The 23943-nt window shown below is 64.2% G+C and carries 23 protein-coding genes; 17 read left to right on the top strand and 6 right to left on the bottom strand.

The features are described 5' to 3' along the window. Nucleotides 1-8: 8 nt before the first annotated feature. On the bottom strand, nucleotides 9-2471 hold the full coding sequence (hrpB, locus tag NKL06_RS13785; RefSeq protein WP_352580420.1) for an ATP-dependent helicase HrpB: 2463 nt from the start codon (nucleotides 2469-2471) through the stop codon (nucleotides 9-11). 41 nt (nucleotides 2472-2512) lie between these two features. Then, complete coding sequence (locus tag NKL06_RS13790) at nucleotides 2513-3403, bottom strand: DMT family transporter (RefSeq protein WP_023694178.1); 891 nt, start codon at nucleotides 3401-3403, stop codon at nucleotides 2513-2515. 26 nt (nucleotides 3404-3429) lie between these two features. Here NKL06_RS13790 and NKL06_RS13795 point away from each other — a divergent pair, with 26 nt between their 5' ends. The 15 genes from NKL06_RS13795 (at nucleotide 3430) to NKL06_RS13865 (ending at nucleotide 17951) form a co-directional block, all read left to right on the top strand. Further along, nucleotides 3430-4128 (top strand): PIG-L deacetylase family protein, encoded by a 699-nt coding sequence (locus tag NKL06_RS13795; protein ID WP_023694179.1) that lies wholly within the window; start codon nucleotides 3430-3432, stop codon nucleotides 4126-4128. Nucleotides 4129-4382: 254 nt separating this feature from the next. Next, entirely contained in the window at nucleotides 4383-5714 is a 1332-nt protein-coding gene (locus tag NKL06_RS13800) for an ABC transporter substrate-binding protein (RefSeq protein WP_023684201.1), read from the top strand. A 228-nt stretch (nucleotides 5715-5942) separates the two neighbouring features. Continuing rightward, nucleotides 5943-6890, top strand: a complete 948-nt coding sequence (locus NKL06_RS13805; protein WP_031198535.1) for a carbohydrate ABC transporter permease — start codon at nucleotides 5943-5945, stop codon at nucleotides 6888-6890. After that, the gene (locus NKL06_RS13810; RefSeq protein WP_023694180.1) at nucleotides 6887-7837 is read left to right on the top strand and encodes a carbohydrate ABC transporter permease; all 951 of its coding nucleotides are present in this window, start codon (nucleotides 6887-6889) and stop codon (nucleotides 7835-7837) included. Before NKL06_RS13805 ends, NKL06_RS13810 begins: the two co-directional genes overlap by 4 nt. Before the next feature lie 214 nt (nucleotides 7838-8051). Beyond that, the gene (locus NKL06_RS13815) at nucleotides 8052-8255 is read left to right on the top strand and encodes a hypothetical protein (RefSeq protein WP_023694181.1); all 204 of its coding nucleotides are present in this window, start codon (nucleotides 8052-8054) and stop codon (nucleotides 8253-8255) included. A 2-nt stretch (nucleotides 8256-8257) separates the two neighbouring features. After that, nucleotides 8258-9370, top strand: a complete 1113-nt coding sequence (locus tag NKL06_RS13820) for an ABC transporter ATP-binding protein (protein ID WP_023694182.1) — start codon at nucleotides 8258-8260, stop codon at nucleotides 9368-9370. Then, on the top strand, nucleotides 9363-10376 hold the full coding sequence (locus NKL06_RS13825; protein ID WP_023694183.1) for an ABC transporter ATP-binding protein: 1014 nt from the start codon (nucleotides 9363-9365) through the stop codon (nucleotides 10374-10376). Before NKL06_RS13820 ends, NKL06_RS13825 begins: the two co-directional genes overlap by 8 nt. 38 nt (nucleotides 10377-10414) lie before the next feature. After that, entirely contained in the window at nucleotides 10415-12079 is a 1665-nt protein-coding gene (locus NKL06_RS13830) for a dihydroxyacetone kinase subunit DhaK (protein ID WP_352580424.1), read from the top strand. Nucleotides 12080-12149: 70 nt separating this feature from the next. Continuing rightward, nucleotides 12150-12752, top strand: a complete 603-nt coding sequence (gene dhaL / locus NKL06_RS13835; protein WP_023694185.1) for a dihydroxyacetone kinase subunit DhaL — start codon at nucleotides 12150-12152, stop codon at nucleotides 12750-12752. After that, entirely contained in the window at nucleotides 12749-13138 is a 390-nt protein-coding gene (gene dhaM, locus NKL06_RS13840; RefSeq protein WP_023668781.1) for a dihydroxyacetone kinase phosphoryl donor subunit DhaM, read from the top strand. Before dhaL ends, dhaM begins: the two co-directional genes overlap by 4 nt. 21 nt (nucleotides 13139-13159) lie before the next feature. Further along, a complete protein-coding gene (locus NKL06_RS13845; RefSeq protein WP_023694186.1) occupies nucleotides 13160-13462 on the top strand; it encodes an HPr family phosphocarrier protein in 303 nt (100 codons plus the stop codon). Continuing rightward, complete coding sequence (gene ptsP, locus NKL06_RS13850; protein ID WP_023694187.1) at nucleotides 13446-15032, top strand: phosphoenolpyruvate--protein phosphotransferase; 1587 nt, start codon at nucleotides 13446-13448, stop codon at nucleotides 15030-15032. Before NKL06_RS13845 ends, ptsP begins: the two co-directional genes overlap by 17 nt. A 10-nt stretch (nucleotides 15033-15042) precedes the next feature. Continuing rightward, on the top strand, nucleotides 15043-15468 hold the full coding sequence (locus NKL06_RS13855) for a hypothetical protein (protein WP_023668784.1): 426 nt from the start codon (nucleotides 15043-15045) through the stop codon (nucleotides 15466-15468). Between the two features lie 22 nt (nucleotides 15469-15490). Then, complete coding sequence (gene dhaK / locus NKL06_RS13860; RefSeq protein ID WP_023694188.1) at nucleotides 15491-16477, top strand: dihydroxyacetone kinase subunit DhaK; 987 nt, start codon at nucleotides 15491-15493, stop codon at nucleotides 16475-16477. Between the two features lie 448 nt (nucleotides 16478-16925). Then, entirely contained in the window at nucleotides 16926-17951 is a 1026-nt protein-coding gene (locus NKL06_RS13865) for a nucleotidyltransferase family protein (RefSeq protein ID WP_023668787.1), read from the top strand. A gap of 8 nt (nucleotides 17952-17959) precedes the next feature. Here the strand turns inward: NKL06_RS13865 and NKL06_RS13870 are convergent, their stop codons facing one another. The 4 genes from NKL06_RS13870 to NKL06_RS13885 form a co-directional block, all read right to left on the bottom strand. After that, complete coding sequence (locus NKL06_RS13870; RefSeq protein ID WP_023694189.1) at nucleotides 17960-18955, bottom strand: phosphoenolpyruvate carboxykinase (ATP); 996 nt, start codon at nucleotides 18953-18955, stop codon at nucleotides 17960-17962. Further along, on the bottom strand, nucleotides 18952-19386 hold the full coding sequence (locus NKL06_RS13875; protein WP_023668789.1) for a lasso peptide biosynthesis B2 protein: 435 nt from the start codon (nucleotides 19384-19386) through the stop codon (nucleotides 18952-18954). Before NKL06_RS13875 ends, NKL06_RS13870 begins: the two co-directional genes overlap by 4 nt. Then, nucleotides 19386-19673 (bottom strand): PqqD family protein, encoded by a 288-nt coding sequence (locus tag NKL06_RS13880; RefSeq protein WP_023684213.1) that lies wholly within the window; start codon nucleotides 19671-19673, stop codon nucleotides 19386-19388. The genes NKL06_RS13875 and NKL06_RS13880 overlap by 1 nt, the downstream gene beginning before the upstream one ends. A gap of 545 nt (nucleotides 19674-20218) precedes the next feature. Beyond that, nucleotides 20219-21016 (bottom strand): DUF2259 domain-containing protein, encoded by a 798-nt coding sequence (locus NKL06_RS13885; protein ID WP_023689998.1) that lies wholly within the window; start codon nucleotides 21014-21016, stop codon nucleotides 20219-20221. A gap of 218 nt (nucleotides 21017-21234) precedes the next feature. On the opposite strand from NKL06_RS13885, the gene NKL06_RS13890 reads away from it, so the two are divergent. Both NKL06_RS13890 and NKL06_RS13895 read left to right on the top strand, forming a co-directional pair. After that, nucleotides 21235-23142, top strand: coding sequence for a propionyl-CoA synthetase (locus tag NKL06_RS13890; protein WP_023689996.1), 1908 nt, complete (start codon nucleotides 21235-21237; stop codon nucleotides 23140-23142). 71 nt (nucleotides 23143-23213) lie between these two features. Continuing rightward, on the top strand, nucleotides 23214-23915 hold the full coding sequence (locus NKL06_RS13895) for a metallophosphoesterase family protein (RefSeq protein WP_023689995.1): 702 nt from the start codon (nucleotides 23214-23216) through the stop codon (nucleotides 23913-23915). The last annotated feature ends 28 nt before the right edge of the window (nucleotides 23916-23943 follow it).

Here is a 23943-nt window from a genome sequence, read left to right on the forward strand (position 1 = left end):
GACGAGCGCTAGGTCCCTCGCGGTTTGGCGCGGGCGGTGGCTGCAGCGAGCAGCGGATTTTCGGGCCAGACATGGCGGGGATAGCGGCCGCGCATGTCGGTGCGCACATCGGCCCAGGAGCCGCGCCAGAAGCCGGGCAGGTCGCGCGTCGTCTGGATCAGCCGGTGCGCCGGCGACAACAGCTCGAGCGTCAGCGGCACGGTGCCGTTGGCGATTGCCGGATGGCGGTCAAGGCCGAATAGTTCCTGCACGCGGATCGCCAGCACCGGCCATTCGCCGTCATAGCGGATCGGCACATGGCTGCCGGACGGCGCGTCGAAATGGGTCGGCGCCAGTGTGCCGATCTTGCGCTGCAAATCATGCGGCACCAGCGCCATCAGGCCCGACGACAGCGTGCCGGGGTCGATGGCGGCGAAGGACGCCTTGCCCGACAGGAACGGCAGCAGCCAGTCGTCGAGGCGTTCGAGCAGGGCGGCTTCCGAAACATCGGGCCAAGGCGCGCCTAGGCCGCGATGCAGCCAGCCAAGCCGTTGGCGCAGCGTCTCGCCGTCCTTGCTCCATTCCAGCAGCGACAGGCCGTGCTCGCGCAAGGCATCCAGGATGGCGCGGTCGGCGTCTGTTCCAGTTGGTGCGGGCAGAATGCGCTCCGACAAAGTGATGGCGCCGAGCCTGGCGGTCTCGCGCACGCGCACCGCGCGCCGCTCGCGGTCGAAGCTTGTCTCGCGGCGCGTCTCGATCCTGTCGGCGAGAGCGGCACGGATGTCGGTCTCGTGGACCGCGGCCGCGGCGGTTATACGGGCGTTTTGCGCCTTGCCTTGCAGATCGGCGACGACCAGCCAGGTCTCACCGGCCAGCGGATCGGCGGCGTCGAGCATGGCGCCGGAGCCGTTGGCGAGCACGAAACGCCCGCGCTCGCCGCGCGCTCTGGCGACACGGTCCGGCCAGGCGTGGATGAGGAGAAGACCGGCAGAAGCGGTTTCGCTGCTCTTGGCGCCGCCCGCCTGCTTCGCCAATCGCCCGGCAAGCTGCCTTGCCGCAACGGCGCGCGGTGACTTTTCCGTGCGGAAGCGCATCAGGCGCCGTTCGAGGTCGGCGCCGTCGCCGCCAAGGCCACGCTCGGTGAGCAGGACGGCTAGCATCGCAGCTTCGAGCGCGTGGCCGCCGCCAGCGGCTTCAGCGACCATGTGTGCGAGCCGCACGGGCAGCGCCAGCTTGCGCATCGCGCCGCCCGCCTCCGTCAGCCGGCCGGCCGCATCGATGGCGTGCAGCGCCAGGAGCAGCGCCCGCGCCTCCTTGAGCGCGGGAGTGGGCGGCGGATCGAGGAAGGACAGGCTTGCGGGATCGGCGACGCCGAAGGCGGCGCAATCGAGCAGTAGGCCGGACAGGTCGGCTTCGAGAATCTCGGGTGGGGTGAAGGCGGGAAGGGCCGCCGTCTGCTCGGCCCGCCAAAGGCGGATGGCGACGCCTGGCTGCGTGCGTCCGGCGCGACCGGCGCGCTGGCCGGCGGACGCCCTGGAAACGCGCACCGTCTCCAGCCGGGTCAGGCCGCTCGCCGGTTCGTAGCGCGGCAGCCGCGACAGGCCGGAATCGATGACGACGCGCACGCCGTCGATGGTGATCGAGGTCTCGGCGATCGACGTCGCCAGCACCACCTTGCGGCGGCCGGGCGGCGCCGGTTTGATGGCGGCATCCTGCGCCCTGTTGTCGAGCTGGCCGTAGAGCGGCACGATGTCGGTGTCGGCGCCGAGCCGGCCCTGCAGCCGCTCGGCGGTGCGCTCGATCTCGCGCTGTCCCGGCAGGAAGGCGAGCACGCTGCCGCTCTCGCCGGCAAGAGCGGAGCGGATCGCCTTGGCCATGGCGTCTTCGATGGGAACGCCGGCTGGCCGCTCGTCGTATCTGACATCGACGGGGAACGCACGGCCTTGGCTTTCGATCACCGGGGCGCCGGACAGGAGTTTCGCGACGCGCGCGCCATCGATCGTTGCCGACATCACCAGCAAGCGCAAATCGGGCCGCAGCGCGCCCTGCACATCGAGCGCCAAAGCGAGGCCAAAATCGCCGTCGAGCGAGCGCTCGTGGAATTCGTCGAAAATCACCGCCGAAACGCCGGGCAGTTCCGGATCGTCGAGGATCATCCGCGCCAGAACGCCTTCGGTGACGACCAGGATTTTTGTCCGGGCCGATGTGCGGTTTTCCATGCGCATGGCATAGCCGACGGTGGCGCCGGGCTCTTCATCAAGCAATTCCGCCATGCGGCGGGCGGCGGCGCGGGTGGCGAGGCGGCGCGGTTCGAGCAGGACGATCTTGCCGGCGACCAGCCAGGGCGCATCGAGCAGCGCCAGCGGCACCAGCGTCGTCTTGCCGGCGCCGGGCGGCGCCACCAGGACGGCGCTGTTGCCTGAGCCGAGCGCCTCGCTCAGGGCCGGCAGCACGGCGGATACCGGAAGCTCCGGCAAGGATCTCGTCGTCATTGCGTCCGCATATCAGCGGTCACTGTGGCCATGCAACCGGATCAAAGCCTCGTGCGCGCAAACGGGTTCCAGCGCACCGTGCCCAGCCGCACCTCCTCGCGCACCATGGTGAGCAGGCCGGACGCGCCGACGACGGCCAAGCCGACCAGCGATATCCAGTCCGGATACTCCTGGAAGAACAACGCACCGAGGATCACCGCCCAGACGATCTGCGAATAATGCGTCGGCGCGATGCGGTTGGCCGGTGCGTATTTGGCGGCCAGCAGTTGCAGCAATTGGCCGCCGGCGGTAAAGGCGCCGCCCAGCACCAGCCACAGCAGCTGCATGGCGTTGGGGAGGGTGAACGATGTGGCGATGGTGCCGGCCCCGTTGAACAGCAGCCCGTAACCGATGAGCACGCCGAGCATGGTGGTGCGCTTTTCCTGCTGGGCGAGCGACCGCATCAGGATGACGCTGGCCGCGGCAAGGAAGGCCACCGTGAACGCGGCAAGGTGTCCGAGATGCAACTCGCGAAAACCTGGCCGCACCACCAGCATGACGCCTGCAAAGCCGGCAACCACCGCCAGCCAGCGCCATGGACCGACCTTTTCTTTCAGGATGACGGTCGAGAGAATGGTAACGCAAAGCGGCGCCAGGAAGATCAGTGCATAGGTCTCGGCCAGCGGAATGGTGGTGAAGGCGTAGACGCTGAGCACGCCCGAGGCGATGCCGGCCCAGGCGCGGGCCTGCACCGCCCATGGCCGCCCGGTGCGCCAGAAGTCGCGCCAGCGCTCATCGACTGGGCGGCTGAAAAACAGGAAGCAGCCGGCAAACAGCGTGATGAAGAAGCCGATCTCGAAGACGGTGAACTGTCCGCCAAGGCTCTTGATAACGGCATCGCTGCACGAATAGCTTGCATAGGCGATGAGGGCGAGCAGGATTCCGTTCGTCACGTTTTTCCATTTCCGGGGAGAGTGCAGTGAAGGTATTGGCGCTCGGCGCGCATCCCGACGACATCGAGATATTCATGTTCGGTACGCTGGCTGCCTATGCCACGCAAGGCGCAGAACTGACTTTTGCCGTGGCCACGGATGGCGCCAAGGGCGGCATGGGCGACCCGAGCGTTCTGGCTCGTGTTCGCCGCGACGAGGCGGCGACCGCTGCGGCGTTGCTCGGCGCAACCCTTCGCTTTCTCGACTTCCCCGACAGCGAACTGGTGGCCGATGCGGCGCTGATCGCTTCGCTGAAAGCGCTGATACGCGAGACAGCGGCGGATCTGGTGATCACGCATGCCCCCAACGACTATCACGCCGACCATCGCGCTTTGTCGGACGGCGTGCGCATCGCGGCCTCGTTCGGCGTCCCCGTGCTGCATGCCGACACAATGGGCGGCACCGGCTTTGCGCCGACGCATTATGTCGACATTTCCGCCTACGGCGATATCAAGACGCAGGCGATCCGCGCGCACCAGTCGCAGTGGCCGGAGCAATATGTCGACAGAGCGCGCGTCCAGAATGAGTTTCGCGCCGGGCAATGCAACAGCGTTCCCGGCTCCCTGGCCGAGGCCTTCCGATTCGAGCCGACATTTCCCTTCGCCGACATCCGCGCGCTGCTGCCGCCCGCGCCCCCTGTCCGGCCGGTGACGCCGCAGACGAAAATTATAGGCGACCCCGGCTAAGCAACGTCCGGGCGAGCCGTCCGGCAATCATTTCCCAACGATTTCAATCGCCGTTTCGCCATGTTGCGGCGCAGCGACGAATTCGCTTGCCTTGTTTAGTAAAAATTGCATCACTAAACAAATTACTAAACATCTGCGGTGCACCGCGCCGTCCTGGCGACGCATAGCGCGCCGTGTTTAGCCCCTCGGAGGAGCGAGGGTTGAGGGGTTCTTGAAACGGCCATCCGGGCGCGTTTCGCAAATGGGAGGAAGGCATGAAATCGAGCTTGAAACTGGCGTTGGGGCTGGCCTCGGCGATTACCGCGTCGACAGCCGTCTCGAACGCGGCGCACGCTGAAGACCTGACGCTTTGCTGGGCCGCCTGGGATCCGGCAAACGCGCTGGTCGAACTGTCCAAGGATTTTACCAAGGAAACCGGCATCGGCATGAAATTCGAATTCGTGCCGTGGACCAACTATGCCGACCGCTTCCTCAACGAGCTCAACTCGCACGGCAAACTTTGCGACCTGATCATCGGCGACAGCCAGTGGATCGGCGGCTCGGCCGAGAACGGCCACTACGTCAAGCTGAACGACTTCTTCGACAAGGAGAAGATCAGCATGGACGACTTCGTGCCGGCAACAGTCGTCGGCTATTCCGAATGGCCGAAGAACACGCCGAACTACTGGGCGCTGCCGGCCATGGGCGACGTCGTCGGCTGGACCTACCGCAAGGACTGGTTCTCCAAGCCGGAACTGCAAAAGGAATTCAAAGAAAAGTATGGTTGGGACCTCGGCCCACCGACCACCTTCGACCAGCTGAAGCAGGTCGCCGAGTTCTTCCAGAAGCGCGAGATCGACGGCAAGACCGTCTATGGCGCTTCGATCTACACCGAGCGTGGCTCGGAAGGCATCACCATGGGCGCCATGGACGTGCTCTACAGCTACGGCTTCCAGTATGAAAACCCCAAGAAGCCCTACGAGATGGAAGGCTTCGTCAATTCGCCAGACGCGGTCAAAGGCCTGGAGTTCTACAAGTCGCTCTACGATTGCTGCACGCCTCCGGGTGCCTCGAACAGCTATATGGGCGAAGGCGTCGACGCCTTCAAATCCGGTCAGGTGGCCATGCACATGAACTTCGCCTTCACCTGGCCCGGCCTGCAGAAGGACGAGAATGTCGGCGGTGACAAGATCGGCTACTTCGTCAATCCGAAGGGTCCCGGCGGCGCCCAGTTTGCGCAGCTTGGCGGCCAGGGCATTTCGGTCGTGTCCTATTCAGACAAGCAGGAATCGGCGCTGAAATACATCAAGTGGTTCGCCAACAAGGATGTGCAGGCCAAATGGTGGTCGCTCGGTGGCTATTCCTGCCTGAACGCGGTGGTCAAGGACCCGGCCTTCCCGTCCAGCCAGCCCTATGCACAGACCTTCCTCGACTCGATGGCGATCGTGAAGGACTTCTGGGCCGAGCCGAGCTACGCACCGCTGCTGCAGGCGTCGCAGAAGCGCTTCCACGACTATGTCGTTGCCGGCCAGGGTTCGGCCAAGGACGCGCTTGACGGCCTGGTCAAGGACTGGACGCAAGTGTTCCAGGACGACGGCAAGATGTAACCGGACCAACGGCTCCTCCCGAGCCTGACCCCAGAGGCGGATGATTTTCAGGCCGAATCGACCAGAAATCATCCGCCTCGGGCTAAAAAGAGAGAGAGCATGATGTCGTCCGAAAACCGCTTCACACTTTTCGGCTTCATGCTCTTGGTCCCGTGCCGCCCTTGGCACGGGACGCAGTTCAGATAAATTCCAGTGTCGAGACTTGACGTGACCGAAGCAGGACTCACCATGCTCAATCGGACTGCGGAGAACGTTGCCCGGGCGACCCCGGAGCCGTTGGCCCGCAAGGTCCGGGGGATCAGCGACAAGGGCCTCGCCTGGCTGTTCATCTCGCCGACGATCCTGTTGCTCTTGGCCATCAACATCTTCCCGCTGTTCTGGGCGATCTACCTGTCCTTCACCAACTTCCGGGCGAACCGCCCGAACGAGGTGGTGAAGAACCTCGGCTTCGCCAATTACCAGCGCATCCTCGGCGACCAGGACATCTGGATCGCCATGCAGACGACGGCGCATTTCGTGTTCTGGACGATCCTGCTGCAGACGCTGATCGGTTTCACGCTGGCATGGCTGATCGACAGGAAGTTTCGCGGCCACGCCTTCTGGACGACCATCATCCTGGTGCCGATGATGCTGTCGCCGGCGGTGGTCGGCAATTTCTGGCGTTTCCTCTACGAGCCGCAGATCGGCCTGTTCGCCTACGCCATCTCGTTCGTCACCCGGATACCACCGACCGACATCCAGATGCTGTCCAACGTGTCGCTGGCGCCGTGGTCGATCATCATCGTCGACACCTGGATGTGGACGCCCTATGTCATGCTGATCTGTCTCGCCGGCCTGCGCTCGATCCCCGAATACATCTATGAGGCGGCCGAGGTCGACCGCGCATCCAACTGGCGGCAGTTCTGGTCGATCACGCTGCCGATGGCGCTGCCCTTCATCATGCTGGCGGTGCTGTTTCGCGGCATCGAGAACTTCAAGATGTTCGACATGGTCAACCTGCTGACCGGTGGCGGGCCGGGCTCGACCACCGAGGTCGCTTCCATCACGCTGAAACGGCAGGCTTTCGAGAGCTGGCGCACCGGATATTCCTCGGCCTTCGCCATCATCCTGTTCGTCGCGGTGTTTGGGCTGGCCAACATCTACGTCAAGGCGCTGAACAAGGTGAAGCAGAGATGAGCTTGACCACTGCCCACTCCGTCGTCGCCCCCTCGGCCAATTCGAAGCGGATCGCCGGCACCATCATCGTGCTCTACGCGCTGATCTCGATCGTGCCGCTGCTGTGGATCTTTGCCACCAGCTTCAAGACGCCGCCGGATTCGATCGCCTATCCGCCCAAGATTCTGTTCCAGCCGAGCATCGAGGGCTATTGCAACCTGTTCACGACGCGCACCAGGCAAACGCCCGACTACATCAACTCGCTCGGACCCGCGACCGGTTTCTGCGACGAGACCTCGCGCAAGCGCAACATGGTGATTGCCGGCCCGTCCAATTTCCTGCCGCGCTTCGTCAATTCGCTGATAATCGCCTTCGGCTCGACCTTCTGCGCGGTCTTCCTCGGCACGCTGTCTGCCTATGGTTTCTCGCGCTTCAAGGTGCCGCTGGCCGATGACCTTCTGTTCTTCATCCTGTCGACGCGCTTCATGCCGCCGATCGCGGTCGCGATTCCCATCTACCTGATGTACCGCGAGCTCGGCCTGTCCGACACCGCGCTGGGCATGATCCTGCTCTACACGGCGGTAAACGTGTCGCTGGCGGTGTGGCTGCTGAAAGGCTTCATCGACGAGATCCCGCGCGAGTATGAGGAAGCGGCGATGATCGACGGCTACACCAGGCTGCAGGCCTTTTGGCGCACCGTGCTGCCGCAAGCGACTACCGGCATCGCCGCGACCGCCATCTTCTGCCTGATCTTCGCCTGGAACGAATATGCGTTCGCCGCACTCCTGACCTCCGGCACCGCGCAGACCGCGCCGCCCTTCATCCCGACCATCATCGGCGAAGGCGGCCAGGACTGGCCGGCGGTGGCGGCCGGCACGACGATCTTCCTGGTGCCGATCCTGGTCTTCACCATCCTGCTTCGCAAACAATTGCTGCGCGGCATCACCTTCGGCGCGGTACGCAAATGATTGGTGTGTCAAGTCGACCCCCACTCCGTCGAGCTTCGCTCGACACCTCTCCCCCGATCGACGGGGTAGAGGAAGGACGCGAACTTCATTCAGGCAGGCTGCCTTCCTCTCCCTCCGGAGGGGGGAGAGGTGGCGCTGCGAAGCAGCGACGGAGTGAGGGAACCACCTGGCAACCGTCTCGCCCCGTTGCCGGGCAGAAGGAAGGCAGCTACGCATGACGCGCCCAGCCATCTCCAAAAAGTCATCCTGGCCTCGCTGGGCCCGGCGCGGCCTCATGGAAAACATTGCGACGGCGCTCATCGCCGTCGGCTTCCTGATGCTGTTCCAGCCCTTCGCGCTGGCGCTCTACACCTACTCCTTCATCACCATGCTCGCCGGCACGGTGATGTTCATCATCGTCTCGAAGTTCCCGGAATAATCATGGCCGAAATCCGCGTCCAACATTTGAGAAAGGCCTTCGGCGATTTCGTCGCGGTGCAGGATTCCAGCTTCGTCGTCGAAGATGGTGAGTTCTTCGTCATGCTTGGTCCCTCGGGCTGCGGCAAGACGACGACGCTGCGCATGGTCGCCGGCCTCGAATTGCCGACCGGCGGCCAGATCCTGCTCGGCGGCGAGGACGTCACCATGCGCCGGGCGCGCGAACGCGACATCGCCTTCGTCTTCCAGCTGTTCGCGCTCTATCCGCATATGAACGTGCGCAAGAACATCGGCTTCCCGCTTCTCGCGCAAGGCATGCCCTCGGCCGAGATTCGAAGCCGTGTCGAGGAAACGGCGAAGCTGCTGCGCATCGACCATCTGCTCAACAAAACGGTCTCGGGCCTTGCCGGCGGTGACCGCCAGCGCGTGGCGCTCGGTCGCGCCATCGTGCGACGGCCAAAATGCTTCCTGATGGACGAGCCGCTCGGCACGCTCGACACCGAATTCCGCGATCTGATGGTGCATGAGCTGCGCGAGCTGCACAACCGCATCCACGCCACCACCGTCTATGTCACGCACGACCAGATGGAAGCGATGTCGATGGCCGACAAGATCGCCGTCATGAACCATGGCGTCATCGAACAGTTCGGCAGCCCGCGCGAAATCTACGACCGCCCGGCAACCATGTTCGTCGCCGATTTCATTGGCTCGCCGCCAATGAACTTTCTCGGCTTTGACGGCGGATTGGCGAAGGGGGCGAAGGAGATCGTAGTGCAAGGCGCCAAGGTGGCGGTGCCGGAAGTGCGCGAGGATATCGCGCCGGCCGACATGGCGCTCGGCATCCGCCCCGAACACATTCGCTTCGACGACGCCTCGAAACTGCGCGGCGCCATCTATGGCACCGAATATCTCGGCACGACGCAGATCGTGGCGGTGGAGACGGCGGACGGCATCATCAAGGCGCGGGTGCCGGCCGAAATCCGGCTCGCTGCCGGCGATCATGTCGGGCTGACGTTGAACAGCGCGCGGCTGTCGCTGTTCGACAAGGGCTCGGGTCGGGCGGTGCGCACCGCGATCCACGATACCGCCTCTCAAGGGAGAGCGCAGCATGGCTGACGTGCACATCAAGGGCGTGACCAAAAGCTTCGGCGACCATGTCGCCGTCGATGGCCTCGACCTTAACATCGCCGATGGCGAATTCGTCGTGCTGCTCGGCCCGACCGGCGCCGGCAAGACGACGACGCTGAGATTGATCGCCGGACTGGAGCGGCCGGATGGCGGCACGATCCATATTGGCGGCCACGACGCGACGACGCTGTCGCCGGCCGAGCGCGACACCGCCTTCGTGTTCCAGCAATATTCGCTCTACCCGCATCTGTCGGTCTACGACAACCTCGCCTTCCCGCTGCGTTCGCCAGCGCGGAAAGTACCGGAGGACCAGATTCGCCGCCGCATCGAAGAGGTGGCGAAGATGGTGCGCATCCACCACAAGCTGAACAACCGCTCGACCAAGCTTTCGGGTGGCGAAATGCAGCGCGTCGCCATTGGGCGCGCGCTGGTGCGCAAGCCGTCGATCTATTTGATGGACGAGCCGCTGTCGTCGCTCGACGCCAAATTGCGCGCCGATCTCAGGCTCGAACTCAAGCGCATCCAAGCCGAGCTCGGCGCCACCATGCTCTATGTCACGCACGACCAGATCGAGGCGATGACCATGGCGGACCGCATCGGCATCCTCAACAATGGCGTGCTGGTGCAGATCGGCACGCCGCGCACCATCTATTCCGAGCCGGCAAACCTTCATGTCGCCGCACGGCTCGGCCAGCCGGCGATCAATCTGCTGCCAGCGGGACTGCTGCCTGATGGTGGGGCGCCGACCGGAACCAAGACCATCGGCGCGCGCACCGAGCATCTGTCGATCGAGAAGACCGCAAACGGCCATGCCGACGGCGTCGTCGACTGGGTCGAACATCTCGGGGACCAGAACCATCTGCATGTTACGGTCGGCCCGAAGAAACTGGTGACGCTCACCGACCCCGATACGGATCTGGCCGAGGGCGACAAAGTGGTGATCCGCTACCGCTCGCCGCTGTATTTCGGCGCCGACGGACAAAGGCTGATGTGAAGATTTCGGCGGTCTAGACGCCGGCTTCTGACTGACGATTGCGAATACGGGACGAACTCGATGAAGCACTTTTCAACCGCAGGGAAACGATCGTCACCGAGGCGCTGGATGGCCTGTTGCGGACCATCGGTTCCGGCGATCTCGCGCGCCTCGACGGTTACCCCGAGATCAAGGTCGTGCTGCGCGCCGACTGGGACAAGGCGAAAGTTGCCGTCGTCTCCGGTGGCGGCGCCGGACACGAACCGTCCCATGCCGGCTTTGTGGGCAAGGGCATGCTGACGGCGGCGGTTTCGGGCGAGATCTTTGCCTCGCCCAGCGTCGAGGCGGTGCTGGCGGCGATCCGCGCGGTGACCGGCCCCGCCGGCTGCCTGCTGATCGTCAAGAACTACACCGGCGACCGGCTCAATTTCGGCCTGGCGGCCGAGAAGGCGCGCGCCGAGGGGTTTCGCGTCGAGATGGCGATCGTTGCCGACGACATCGCCCTGCCGGGTATCAACCAGCCGCGCGGCGTCGCCGGCACCTTGTTCGTGCACAAGATCGCCGGCCATTTGTCGGAGACCGGTCAGGACTTGGCAGCCGTTGCGACAGCGGCTCGCGCGGCGGCGAAGGACATCATCTCGCTCGGCATGTCGCTGTCGTCCTGCTCGATCCCCGGCCAGCCACATGAAGAGCGGTTCGGCGAAAATGACGGCGAACTCGGCCTCGGCATCCATGGCGAGCCGGGCGTCGAGCGCATCGCCGTGCAGAGCGCCGACAGACTTGTGGCGATCATGGCGGAGCGGCTGGCGGTGCGGCTCGACCCGAACGCCAGCCACGCGTTGCTCATCAACAATCTCGGCTCGGTGCCGCCGCTCGAAATGTCGCTGGTCGCCAATGCCGTGCTGGCCTCGCCGCTGGCCAAGACCGTGAAGCTTGCGATCGGCCCAGGACCGCTGATGACGGCGCTCAACATGAACGGTTTTTCGCTGTCGCTGATCAAGCTCGATGCGGCGCGCGAGGCAGCCTTGCTGGCGCCTGTCGGCCCACATGCCTGGATGCCGGCCAAAACCGTCGTCGCGCCGGCTATCGTGCCTATGGCGAAAGCGGCTGGAAACAGTGCAGCCCAAAGGGCCAGCCAGGATTCCGGCACCAGGCGTTTGATCGTCACGGTCTGCGAACGGCTGATCGCGCTCGAAGAGACACTGAACGGGCTCGACGCCAAGGCGGGCGATGGCGATACCGGTTCGACGGTTGCGACCGGCGCGCGCAGCGTGCTGGAACGGCTCGATGCGCTGCCGCTGGCCGACCCTGCCGCCACGCTTGCGGCTATAGGCGATAGTCTGGGCGTCGCAATGGGCGGCTCCTCAGGCGTCTTGCTGTCGATCTTCTTCACGGCGGCGGCTCAGGCTTCGAACGGCGGAGCAACCCTGTCCAAGGCGCTGCTTGCCGGGCTTGACCGCATGACTTTTTACGGTGGCGCCAAGGTCGGCGACCGCACCATGGTCGATGCCTTGGAGCCGGCGCTGAAGGCGCTCGATGCCAAGGGGCTGGATGCCGCGGCTACAGCGGCACGGCACGGCGCCGAGGCGACCGCTGCCATGGAGAAGGCGAAGGCCGGACGCTCCGCCTATGTTGGCACCAAATTGCAAGGCGTAGTCGACCCTGGCGCCCATGCCGTGGCCGAAGTGTTCGCGGCCGCCGCCGCGCTGCATGCAGCGGCCTGACGGCATGCTTCGATTGTCGAATGAAAACTCTTGCGATACTGCCGGCAGGATCGAAACCGGGAATCTGGACATGGCAGCGTTCGACCTTGCCAGGCTGATCACCGCCGCCGCGGACACGATCGCCGCTCACTCGGAAGAGTTGACCGCGCTCGACCAGGCGATCGGCGACGGTGACCATGGGCTGAACATGAAGCGCGGCTTCGAGGCTGTGCGTGCCGATGCCGAGGCGTTTTCGGCCAAGCCGCTGCCCGAGGCGCTGAAGGCGATCGGCACCAAGCTGGTGATGACGGTTGGCGGTGCATCCGGGCCGCTCTTCGGTACATTGTTCCTGGCGCTGGGCAAGGAGATTTCGGGAGAGCCGGATCGTGCCAATCTGGCGGCTGCTTTCGGCAAGGCAATCGAAGCTGTGGCCGCCAGAGGCAAATCCCAGGTCGGTCAAAAGACCATGCTCGATGTGCTGCAACCTGTGCAGGACGCGTTGGTCGAAGGAAAGACGGCCATGGAAATTGCAGATATCGCCGACATGGCTGCCGAGGCGACCGTGCCGATGAAGGCAACACGCGGTCGCGCCTCATTCCTCGGCGACCGCTCAATCGGTCATATGGATGCCGGCGGACGCTCTGTGGCGCTGCTGGTGCGGACCGTCGCCGAAACCGTCGAGGGCCAAGCATGAGCAATGTCGGCATCGTCATCGTCTCGCATTCCCCGCTGGTTGCCGAAGGCACGGCCGACATGGTGCGGCAGATGGTGGGCGACGAAGTGCCGCTTGCATGGTGCGGCGGAAACGGCCATGGCGGGCTCGGCACCAGCGTCGAAGCGATCATAGGCGCCATCGACAAGGCGTGGTCGGAGGCGGGCGTCGCCATACTGGTCGATCTCGGCGGCGCCGAGACCAATTCGGAAATGGCGGTGGAAATGATCGGCGAGCCGCGGGCGCAGAAGATCATCGTCTGCAACGCGCCGATCGTCGAAGGCGCGGTGATGGCGGCGACCGAGTCCTCCGGCGGCGCCTCGCTGAAGGAAGTGGTGGCGACGGCGCATGAATTGTCGCCGTCGTGAGTGAACGGGAATTTTGACCTGATGTCCGCCTTTGCCGAAGCGACCGTCCTGATCACCCACGAGGTGGGTCTGCATGCGCGCCCTTCGGTGAAGTTCACCAAGCTTGCCAAGAGCTTTGCGGCCGAGGTGGAGATTGCGCTTTCTGCCAACGGCCCATGGTTCGACGCCAAGAGCATCGTCAAGGTGATGGCGGCCAGGGCGCCGAAAGGCACCATGCTGCACATCCGGGCCACAGGCGACGGCGCCGATGATGCCGTGAGAGCGCTGGTCGAGCTGGTGCGGCACGATTTCGACGAAGGCGCGGGCCATGCCCGAACCGCTTAGGCTGCAAGGCATTTCGGCCTCCGCCGGCTACGCCGAGGGGCCGCTGTTCAATCTCGACAACGGCACCGCGCACTACTCACGGAAGGCGACAGCCGGCGAGGAAAAGGCTGCATTGGAAGCAGCTATCGCCAGTTCGGCTGACCGGCTCGCGACCCTGATTGAAACCGCCGATGAGGAGGCCGCCGGCATTCTCGAATTCCAGCTCGCCATGCTTGAGGACGATGCCCTGACCGGCCCGGCTTTTGCCGCGATCGCGTCCGGCATGCCGGCTGACATGGCCTGGCGACAGGCGCTGGACGCCGAGATCTCCGGCTACGAAACGTCAGACCAGGACTATTTCCGGGCTCGCGCCGCCGATATCAGCGATATCCGCGACCGCGTGCTGCGCGCCCTTACCGAGGAGCAGGAGAGCGCTCCACCAGCGGGCGCCATTCTCTATGGCGAGGACATCGCGCCGACGCGCTTTCTCGAGACCGACTGGAGCACCGGCGGCGGCATCGCGCTGAGGGCCGGCAGCGCCGCCAGCCACGTCGCCATGCTGGCGCGCTCGCGCGGCGTGCCGATGGTGGTGGGGCTTGGCGCTTCGCCGGCTAATCCCGTCGGTCTGGCTCTGCTCGATGCGGAGCATGGCGGTATCGTGCTTTCGCCGACCACGACCGAGATCGAAGCGTTCCACCGGTCCTCGTCCTCGTTTGTGGCACATCGAGACAAGGCCGGAGTCTATCTCGCGAAACCGGCGGTAACCCGGGCCGGGACGACAGTGCGCGTGCAGGTCAACATCGCCGATCCGTCCGAGGTCGACGGCATCGACATTTCGACCTGCGACGGGGTCGGGCTGATGCGCACCGAATTCCTGTTCGGCAAGGCGCCGCCGGACGAGGAGACGCAATACCAGGCCTATCGCAAGGTGCTGGAATGGGCAGGCGACAAGCCGGTGACCATCCGTACCGTCGACGCCGGCGGCGACAAGCCGGTGCCGGGCTTCACCGTCGAGGAGAGCAACCCGTTCCTCGGGCTGCGTGGCATCAGGCTGTCGCTGGCAAGGCCGGAGGTGTTTCGCGTACAGATCCGGGCGCTGCTGCGCGCGGCGGTGCACGGCAATCTGAAGGTGATGTTTCCGATGATCGCCGTCGCGGAGGAACACCAACGCGCCGCCGCTCTGTTCGTGGAGGAGCAGGCCGGGCTTGCCGCGCGCGGCATCGCGCAAAAAATGCCGCCGCTCGGCATCATGGTCGAGGTGCCTTCGGTGGCGATCGCGCCGGAGGCGTTCGCCGATGTCGCCTTCTTCTCGATCGGTTCGAACGATCTGACCCAATATGTAATGGCGGCTGCCCGCGATAACGCAGCCGTGGCGCATCTTAATTCTGTCCGCCATCCCGCCGTGTTGCGGCTGATCGGCTCGGTTGCCGCTTTTGGCCTGCGCGCGAAAATCCCAGTCAGCCTGTGCGGCGATGCCGGCGGCGATCCGGCATCGATCCCGGCACTGCTCGAGGCCGGCCTGCGGGATCTCTCGGTGGCTCCCGCCCAACTCGCCATGGCCAAGGCGGCCATCTCGGATGCATCGGTCTAGGATGACTGAGATGGCCGACAAGACACCAGAAGCCGGCTCCGAAGAGGCGATCCGCGCCTACAAGACGATCCTGTCGCAGGTCATCGACCAGCGACCGTCGGGTATGCGACAACGCCTTGCCGACGCGCTTGGCAAGCACCGCAGCTTCGTCACCCAGATTTCCAGCGCGGCCTATTCGACCCCGATCCCGTCAAAACATCTGCCGGCTATTTTTTCGGTCTGCCATTTCAGTCCGGCCGAGCGCGATCAGTTTCTGGCTGCCTATCATCTGGCGCATCCCGGCAAGATGTCGGTTGCGGCAGGCATGCGCAAGACCCGGCATGTCTCGCTGATCGTGCCCGATTTCGGCGACGACAAGCAGAATGCAGCGCTCGACAAGGCGATCAACGAATTCATCCAGAAGATCACCAGCATCACCGGCAGGAGTGGTGGCTGATCGTGTTGTGTCGGGAGGACACATGAAGAAGTTTATGAATTCCGTCGACACGGTGCTGACCGAAAGCCTCAACGGCTTCGTTGCAGCTCATGCCGACATCCTGGTGCTGGGCGAGGAGCACAAATTCATTCGCCGCAAGGTGATGAAGCCGGGGAAGGTGGCGCTGATCTCGGGCGGCGGTTCCGGCCACGAGCCGTTGCATGCCGGCTTTGTCGGTCACGGCATGCTGGACGCCGCCTGCCCCGGCCAGGTCTTCACCTCGCCAACGCCGGACCAGATACTGGCGGCGGCCGCCGCCGTCGATACCGGCGCCGGCTGCCTGTTCATCGTCAAGAACTATGAAGGCGACGTGATGAATTTCGACATGGCCGGCGAAATGGCCGACGGCGTCCTGCAGGTGGTGATCAATGATGACGTCGCCGTCGAGAATTCGTCCTTTACGACCGGCCGGCGCGGCGTCGCCGGCACGCTGGTGGTGGAGAAGATCGTCGGCGCCGCCGCCGAGCAAGGCATGGCGCTGGCGGATCTCAAGGCGCTCGGCGGTCGCATCAACAGCGCGACGCGTTCGATGGGCGTGGCGCTGACCAGTTGCACGGTGCCGGCGGCCGGCAGGCCGACCTTCGAGATTGGTGATGGCGAGATGGAATTCGGCGTCGGCATTCATGGCGAGCCCGGCCGGCGTCGCGACACGTTGAAAAGCGCCGATGCGATCGCCGAAGAGATTTGCGCCGCGATCCTGGGCGATCTCGGCGACAGGGCGAAAGGCCCGGCACTGTTGTTCATCAACGGCTTTGGCGGCACGCCGCTGATGGAGCTCTATCTGATGTACAACAGCGCCCGAAACATCTTCGAAAAACAGGGCGTGACGGTGACCCGCTCGCTGGTCGGGTCCTACGTGACATCGCTCGACATGGCCGGCTGCTCGATCACGCTGACCATGCTGGATGACGAGGTAACGTCAATGTGGGACGCGCCGGTGCACACAGCCGCGCTGCGCTGGGGACTGTAACGGAGGGGCCTTGCCCATATCCCGAACAGGCGGCTTATGAACTTGCCTTAGCCTGCGGGACCGGACGGACCGTTACCCGCAGTCACGCCGACAGATTGCCCGCCTGCAGCGCGGCTTGCCTTGCGGCCGACCGCTCCGGCTTCATCCAAACCGAAGCCGTAGAAGTCTTATCGCGGTATCGGCAGCGACGGCCCGGCCACCACGCTGGACAACTTTCCTGCCTTGCGCAGCACGGGCGCTTCATACTTTTTCTTGGCCATTCCAAACACCCTTTTCAGTCAAGTGCAAAAGAATGGACCGAAACCGTGGAAAGTCAATTCATGAGCTGGTTCTGCCACCACACGCTGGCTTCATGCATGCTTTTCTGCAACATACGCTCCTCTGAGTTGGTTGTTTGACGCAATTCCGGACGGGAATTGCTGATGTGGGCGAACGCAATCCGGGTTTGATGCTGCCATCTCTTGCGCCTGCCGATGAAAAACTGCTGCTGACCTTCGCCGACCCGGAGGCGACGGTTGCCATTGGCCGTGACGTTGCTGCCGAAAGCTTGCTGGCACTGCTCGCCAATGCCGAGTTCCACGGCGTGCTGCCGATCATGCTGCGCAAGCTCAGCGAGATCGGCGACGCCCAACTGCCTGCGGACGCAGCCTTGCGGCAAAAGCTGTCGGAACTGCGTGATCGCTCGACGCTGGCGACCGGCCAATCGATGCTGCTGCAATATCATGGCGACCGCATCATGAAGGCATTGGCGGCGAAAAATGTTCCGGCCCGCATCGTCAAGGGTCCGGTCTTCGCACGCAAACTTTACCGCCACGCCGCTGACCGGCCGTTCACCGACATCGACATTCTGGTCGAGCCGGCCAGCATCATTGAAGCCAACACGGTGATTGCCGGATGCGGCTTCGAGCTCTGGAGCGGCGAGGCGCAGTCGCAGGATCTGCAGGAGTTCAAGTGGCTGGAGAAGGAGAATACCAGCCTGCTGATCGAACTGCACGGCAACCTGGTGCATGATTCCGGCATGCGGCGGCGGCTGTCGCTGGGCTTTCGCGAATTGCAGATCATCGACGGCAGCGAGGCCGACACGCCGGCCGCGCTGCTGACCATCGCCATTGTCCACGCCGCCGGCGGGCACAAGTTCCACCGGCTGCAGCTTTGCGTCGATGTGCTGCAGGGCGTGCGCGCGCTGCGGTCGCCCGCGGATGAAGACCGGCTTTTCGAGGCGGCGCGCATCAGCGGCATCGAGCTCGAACTGGCGACGGTTCTCAATGTGACGGGGCGGCTGTTTGATGCACCGCGCGCGATCGAACTGGCCGACCGCATCAAGCCCGACCTCTCGATATTTTTGGCCAAATGGCTGATCACCGGCGATACGCTGCTCGGCGTCAATTCCAGGGACAAGATGCATTCGCGCCTGCGCCGCGACGCCTTCCGCTGGATCCAGCGCCTCGCCAGGCCAAAGCCGCATTCTGCCTGAAGTGTGCTTTAGTCCCGCGCCGCCAGCGCCGAGCGGATCAGCGGGGCCGCCTCGGCCGGGTTCGCGCCGACTTCCAGGGTAAATGTCGGGACGGCTTTGACCAGCGTTGCGATGGTTGCCATGCGGCGCTTCTGCGCCGGCAAAAGGCCGGTCATGCCGGTCCTGACATTGTCGGTGGCAAGCGCCACCATGGCGTCTGTCCTGGTCATGGGCACGAGCCGGGTTTGCGCGTCCGCCGAGCGGGCGAGATGAAACAGTGCCGCAACCGGTCTGCCGACAGTTTCCTCGATGCGGATGATCTCGGCGAGACGTTCCAGCGAGACGGCCTGCTCGCCATTGGCGTCCCATTTGTCGCCAAGGCAAGGCGCCACGAAGGGCAGCATTGCCGCGGTGTGGCGGTGGACCTTCACCTTGCGCGGCAAGCCCCAGGCCGTGATGCCGCCACCGGCCAAAACCTTGAGGATCATGGCGTCATCCGAGCACAGGCCGAAACCTTGCGACGCCAGCGCCAGCGACGTCGTTGACTTGCCGGTGCCGCTCGGCGCATGGATCAGCACGAGCGCCTCGCGGCCGGGCAATGTCAGGCCGGCGGTGTGCAGCATGTGCTGGTCGCCGGCATCAAGTGCTGCATCCAGCACCATCATCAGCACCGTCCATTTGACCTTGGCATCGGGATGGACTCGTATCTCGGCCCAGCCTCCATCGGCATTGATCGAGACGGTCTGCAGGCCGGGAAAGACCAGATGAACGGTGCCGCCACCGTCGATCAGCCGGCAATGGCCGTCCTCCGGCACCTCGCCGTCGAAAGCGAGTTTTCCGGCAGGCGATTCCGGTAACTCCCGCGTCTCGACGATGTCGACGCGGAAATCGGGCTCGACCGGCCCGCTCACGCGCAACGTGCCGAGCAAGAGGTCGAAGCTCGGCCAGAGATCGGCCCGCGAGGCCGATATGCTGATGACCTGGCCCTGGAGATCATAGCAGAAGGTGGTCGCCGGACCGGTCAAGCAGCGTGCGCCTTTCCGGCATCGGCGTGATGGCGATAGATCTGCACCATGCCGGGGAGGCTGTCCGAGACCACCGGGCGGCCATCGAGACAGACCCAGCAATGGGCAGACATACGCGGCGCCTGCATCGACTTCGGATCGACGCCGAAGCGCAGATCCGGATCGAAGCCGGCAAAGCGCAGGAAGCGGTGGGCGAGCAGGCCCTCGCGCAGGCATCTGCGGTCGCGCATCAGCCAGGGGTGCCGGACGGTCCGGTTGACGGCAGCGACGATGTAGGCTGACGACAGGCCGCGATAAGGGGTGGGTGCGCTGAGCGGCGCCCATTTCAGCACCGATTCGAAGCTGCGGCGGCCGATCAGGGTCGGCATCAGCCGCGCGCTTGCCCATAAATGGACACGAAACAAAGCGCGCAGGAGAACGCCGTCCACCATCAGGGAGCCGGGTCGGCGAGAATGCCTTCGCTCACCAGTTCGGCGGCCAGCGCCGCCATGTCCTGGTCGAGCGTGCCCTTGTCGACCTCGAACTCGTCAGACAACAGGACGACGATCTGGTCAAGGCTGCGGGCGCCGTCCACCTTGTCGAGAAAGGCTTCGGTGGTGCCGTTGCAGGTGTAAAGCTGGCCGCTGCGCGCCAAGAGCACGACGGCGCCATCGCCGACATGCTGGACCGAGGCGTCGTCCGCCAGCCGCAGAACCATTTCAGAACCGATTTGGGCCATGGAGCCCCTCCACCATTTTCCTGGAGAGCAGATAGCGCGGCGATGCGGGTCTGTCCATTGCGCGGACGAGAGGGAGAACAAGCCGGCCTGACCGTTCTGTGGCAATCCGGCAACGCCACCATCCTCACGACACAGGCAACCGAAGCCTAATGGAGACATCCAATTTCAGATTGTGGTAACTTCCACATCATTCAGAGCCTGAGAACGGGGAAGCACCCCAGAAATAGTCGGTGATTGCGGCTGGGAATCACCGCCGCAAACGGTCAAGCCAGCTATCTCGCAGGGTCAAGGTGTTGCTTTTCTTACCTAAAGTAAGCTATGGAGTCGCGGGGTTTTGGGAGAGCATTGGGTATGCGTTACAACTGGGAGCGGGCGCCGACCGCGTTCGAACGTCATCGAAAAGCGTTGGCAGCCGCCATATTGATTGCGGGTGGCGTCGGGCTGATGCTGGCGGCCTTGCCGCTTTAAGACTGATATCCGACACGAACGCCCTGCTTTCTCCGGGCGCATGAGCTTTTTCTGCCTGCCACAAGACGGGCCGCGGCTTAGCGTGCATGGCCGGTTACGGCGATGAAGCGGCGGTCGCGTCCTTCGAAGCCCTGGCTGAAGCGCTGCACCAGCACCGCCACTACCGCCGGCCTGCCGGGCGGGGTGTATTCGTAGGATTCCGACAGGCTGTAGGAAGTCGGGCAGTTGCGCGAGCCCGGCACGGCCTTGTCCTCGTGCAGCACCTTGAACGGCTTGCCGTCCTGCCCCTGCAGCGACAGGCGGAAGCCGCGCGCCTTGCCCGTCTTGGCGCCTTGAAGTTTCTTTTCGCCCTGAAGTGTCTTGTCGCTCGGAAGAGCCTGGTCGCTTGGCTTGGCGTCATCGAAGCTTGCCGAGCAGTCCGTCTTGCTGTCGGCCAAAATCTCATCGAGCTGGATGGTCGAAATCTGTGTTTCGCCATAGAACGGCGACAGCCATTTCTGCGCGGCCTGCTCGAGGCGGGAAATGTCGTTGTACTCGACCGTGTCGTCCGGGAAGGTGAACCTGTCGGAGGCCGTGCGCGTGCCGCGCTCGGCGATGCCGTATTTGGCCAGGATTGGCGCGGCCTGCTTTGCGGCCTGCGCCCGTGCCTGCTCCACCGTCGTGGTCGCCTCTTCCGATTCGTCGAGGACAAGGATCGGCTTGCCGCCGACGAACTCGTCTGTGCTTGTGTCGATGATGTCGATCTGCGACCAGCCGGAAACGGCAGCGTCGAGCTCGCCATATTGCTCGAAGGCGAAATATTTGCCGTCGGGGGAAAAGCCGATGATGCGCCGCGCGGCGGCATCGCCGGCCTGGGCGGCGGAAACGATCGTCAACAGCAGCGCTGCTCCAACGGCAGATCCAACCCCGTATCGTACCGTCATTGCGCGCCCTGCCCCGATTTCAAACCCGGCCATGGTGCCTGCAATTTATGGCCAAGGCGAGATCGGCCAAGCGCCAAATTTCGGGAAAGACATGGCATTTGGGGAAAGACGTGGCCGGGAAAACCCGCATAGGCTATTGCAAGATAGAGAGTTTTCCCGAGGAGGGATGAATGGCGTCACGCTACCACGAGGTCTATGACGGCTGGAAACGCGACCCAGAACAATTCTGGGCCGATGCGGCCGAGGCGATCGACTGGTATTCGCCGTGGACCAGCGTCTTCGATGCCAAGGCCGGCGTTTACGGGCGCTGGTTCAACGGCGCCAGCTGCAACACCTGCTTCAACGCTCTCGATCGCCATGTCGCAGGCGGCCGTGCCGACCAGATCGCACTTATCTACGACAGCGCGATCACCGGCACGGTCAAGAAATTCACCTATGCCGAATTGAAGCGCGAAGTGGTAGCGCTGACTTCGGTGCTCAAGAACCGCGGCATTCGCAAAGGCGACCGCGTCATCATCTACATGCCGATGGTGGCCGAAGCGGCGGTCGCGATGCTTGCCTGTGCCCGCATCGGCGCGGTGCATTCGGTGGTGTTCGGCGGCTTTGCCTCGCACGAGCTCGCCACCCGCATCGACGACGCCAAGCCGAAGCTGGTCATCTCCGCGTCCTGCGGCCTGGAGCCTGGACGTGTCGTGGCCTACAAGCCGCTGCTCGACAAGGCGATCGAAATGTCCCGCCACAAGCCGGACGCCTGCCTGATCCTGCAGCGCGACCAGCTGCGCTGCGATCTGAGGGAGCATTACGATATCGATTTTGCCGACGCCGTTGCCCGCGAGCGCGCCGCGGGCGCCAACGTCGATTGCGTTCCGGTGCTCGCCACCGACCCGCTCTACATCATCTACACCTCCGGCACGACCGGCCAGCCGAAGGGCATCGTGCGCGACAATGGCGGCCACATGGTCGCGCTCAAATGGACGATGGAAAACGAGTTCGGCGTCAGACCGGGCGAAGTATTCTGGGCGGCCTCCGATGTCGGCTGGGTGGTCGGCCATTCCTACATCGTTTACGGACCGCTGCTGCATGGTGCGACAAGCGTGCTGTTCGAGGGCAAGCCGATCGGCACACCCGACGCCGGCACCTATTGGCGGGTGATCGCAGAACACGGCGTGGTCGCGCTGTTCACCGCGCCGACGGCCTTCCGCGCCATCAAGGGGCAGGACCCCAAGGGCGAATTCGTGCCGAAATACGATCTGTCGAAATTCCGCACTCTGTTCCTGGCCGGCGAACGCGCAGACCCGGAAACCATCAAATGGGCGGAGCAGAAACTCAACGTGCCGGTGGTCGATCATTGGTGGCAGACCGAGACCGGCTCGCCGATGACCATCAACCCGGCGGGCCTCGGCCTGCTGCCGGTGAAATACGGCTCGCCCGGCGTGCCGATGCCGGGCTACGACATTCGCGTGCTCGACGATGCCGGCCATGAAGTGCCGCGCGGCACACTTGGCAATGTGGCGGTGAAACTGCCGCTGCCGGCCGGCTGCCTGCCGACGCTGTGGAATGCCGACGAGCGTTTCCGGCAAGCCTATCTCGAGGAATTTCCCGGCTTCTACAAGACGGCCGATGCCGGCATGATCGACGACGACGGCTACCTCTATGTCATGGCGCGCACAGACGACATCATCAATGTCGCCGGACACCGGCTGTCGACCGGAGCCATGGAGGAGGTGCTTTCAGCGCATCCCGATGTTGCCGAATGCGCCGTCATCGGCGTCGCTGACGCTATGAAGGGCCAGGTCCCGCTCGGCTTCGTCGTGCTCAATGCCGGTGTGTCGCGCGATACCGCTGCCATCGAAGGCGAAGTGGTGGGGCTGGTGCGCGAACGGATCGGCCCGGTCGCGGCCTTCAAGACCGTGGTGACGATCAAGCGCCTGCCCAAGACGCGCTCCGGCAAGATCCTGCGCGGCACCATGCAGAAGATCGCCGACAAGGAAGAATGGACGATGCCGGCGACTATCGACGATCCCGCCATTCTTGACGAGATCACCGCGGCGCTCAAAGCCCGCGGCATCGGGGTCTGACGGCCCCAGTGGCGTTGTTCCAGCGATCCAGGCCCCCCCGGCCGGCGCCGCGCGAGCGCCTGGAAATGGATATGGACGACACCGTCGTCTACGCGATCGGCGACGTGCATGGCTGCTACAAGGAATTGCTGTCGCTGGAGCAGAAGATCCAGCTCGACGCGCTGCAATTTCGCGGCCGCAAGATTATCGTCATGCTCGGCGACTATATCGATCGCGGGCCGCAATCGGCGCGCGTGCTCGACCACCTCTTGGCGCTGCCGCCAACAGGGTTCCTGCGCGTCTGCCTGGCGGGAAACCACGAAGTGGCCATGCTGAACTATCTCGACGGCTATCTGTCGCGGGACCGCTGGCTGGCGGTCGGCGGCCGCGAGACTCTGTTTTCCTATGGGGTCGATCCGGCGCGGCTTGCCAGCCTCTATGCCTCGAGCGACGCGGTCGACCGGCGCGTGAAGGAGGTCATTCCGGCCAGCCATATCGACTTCCTGCGCAGCCTGCCGGTGCTGCTCTGTTCGGATAAATTCGTTTTCGTCCATGCCGGCATCAGGCCGGGCATCGACCTGGTCGCACAGGATGAGCAGGATCTGCTCAACATCCGCGACGAGTTCTTCAAGGCCGCACATCTGCTCGACCGCCTTGTGGTGCATGGGCACACGCCGGTCGATATCCCCAGGCTTGACGGGCGAAGGCTCGGCATCGACACCGGCGCCTTTCAGAGCGGACGGCTGACAGCGCTCAGGATCGCGGGTAAGTTCGGCAAGCTGATCTTTTCCTGACCTGCCGTGCTTCTTCGTTTGAGCGTGA

The sequence above is a fragment of the Mesorhizobium sp. C268A genome, assembly GCF_040324475.1.
Classification (GTDB): domain Bacteria; phylum Pseudomonadota; class Alphaproteobacteria; order Rhizobiales; family Rhizobiaceae; genus Mesorhizobium.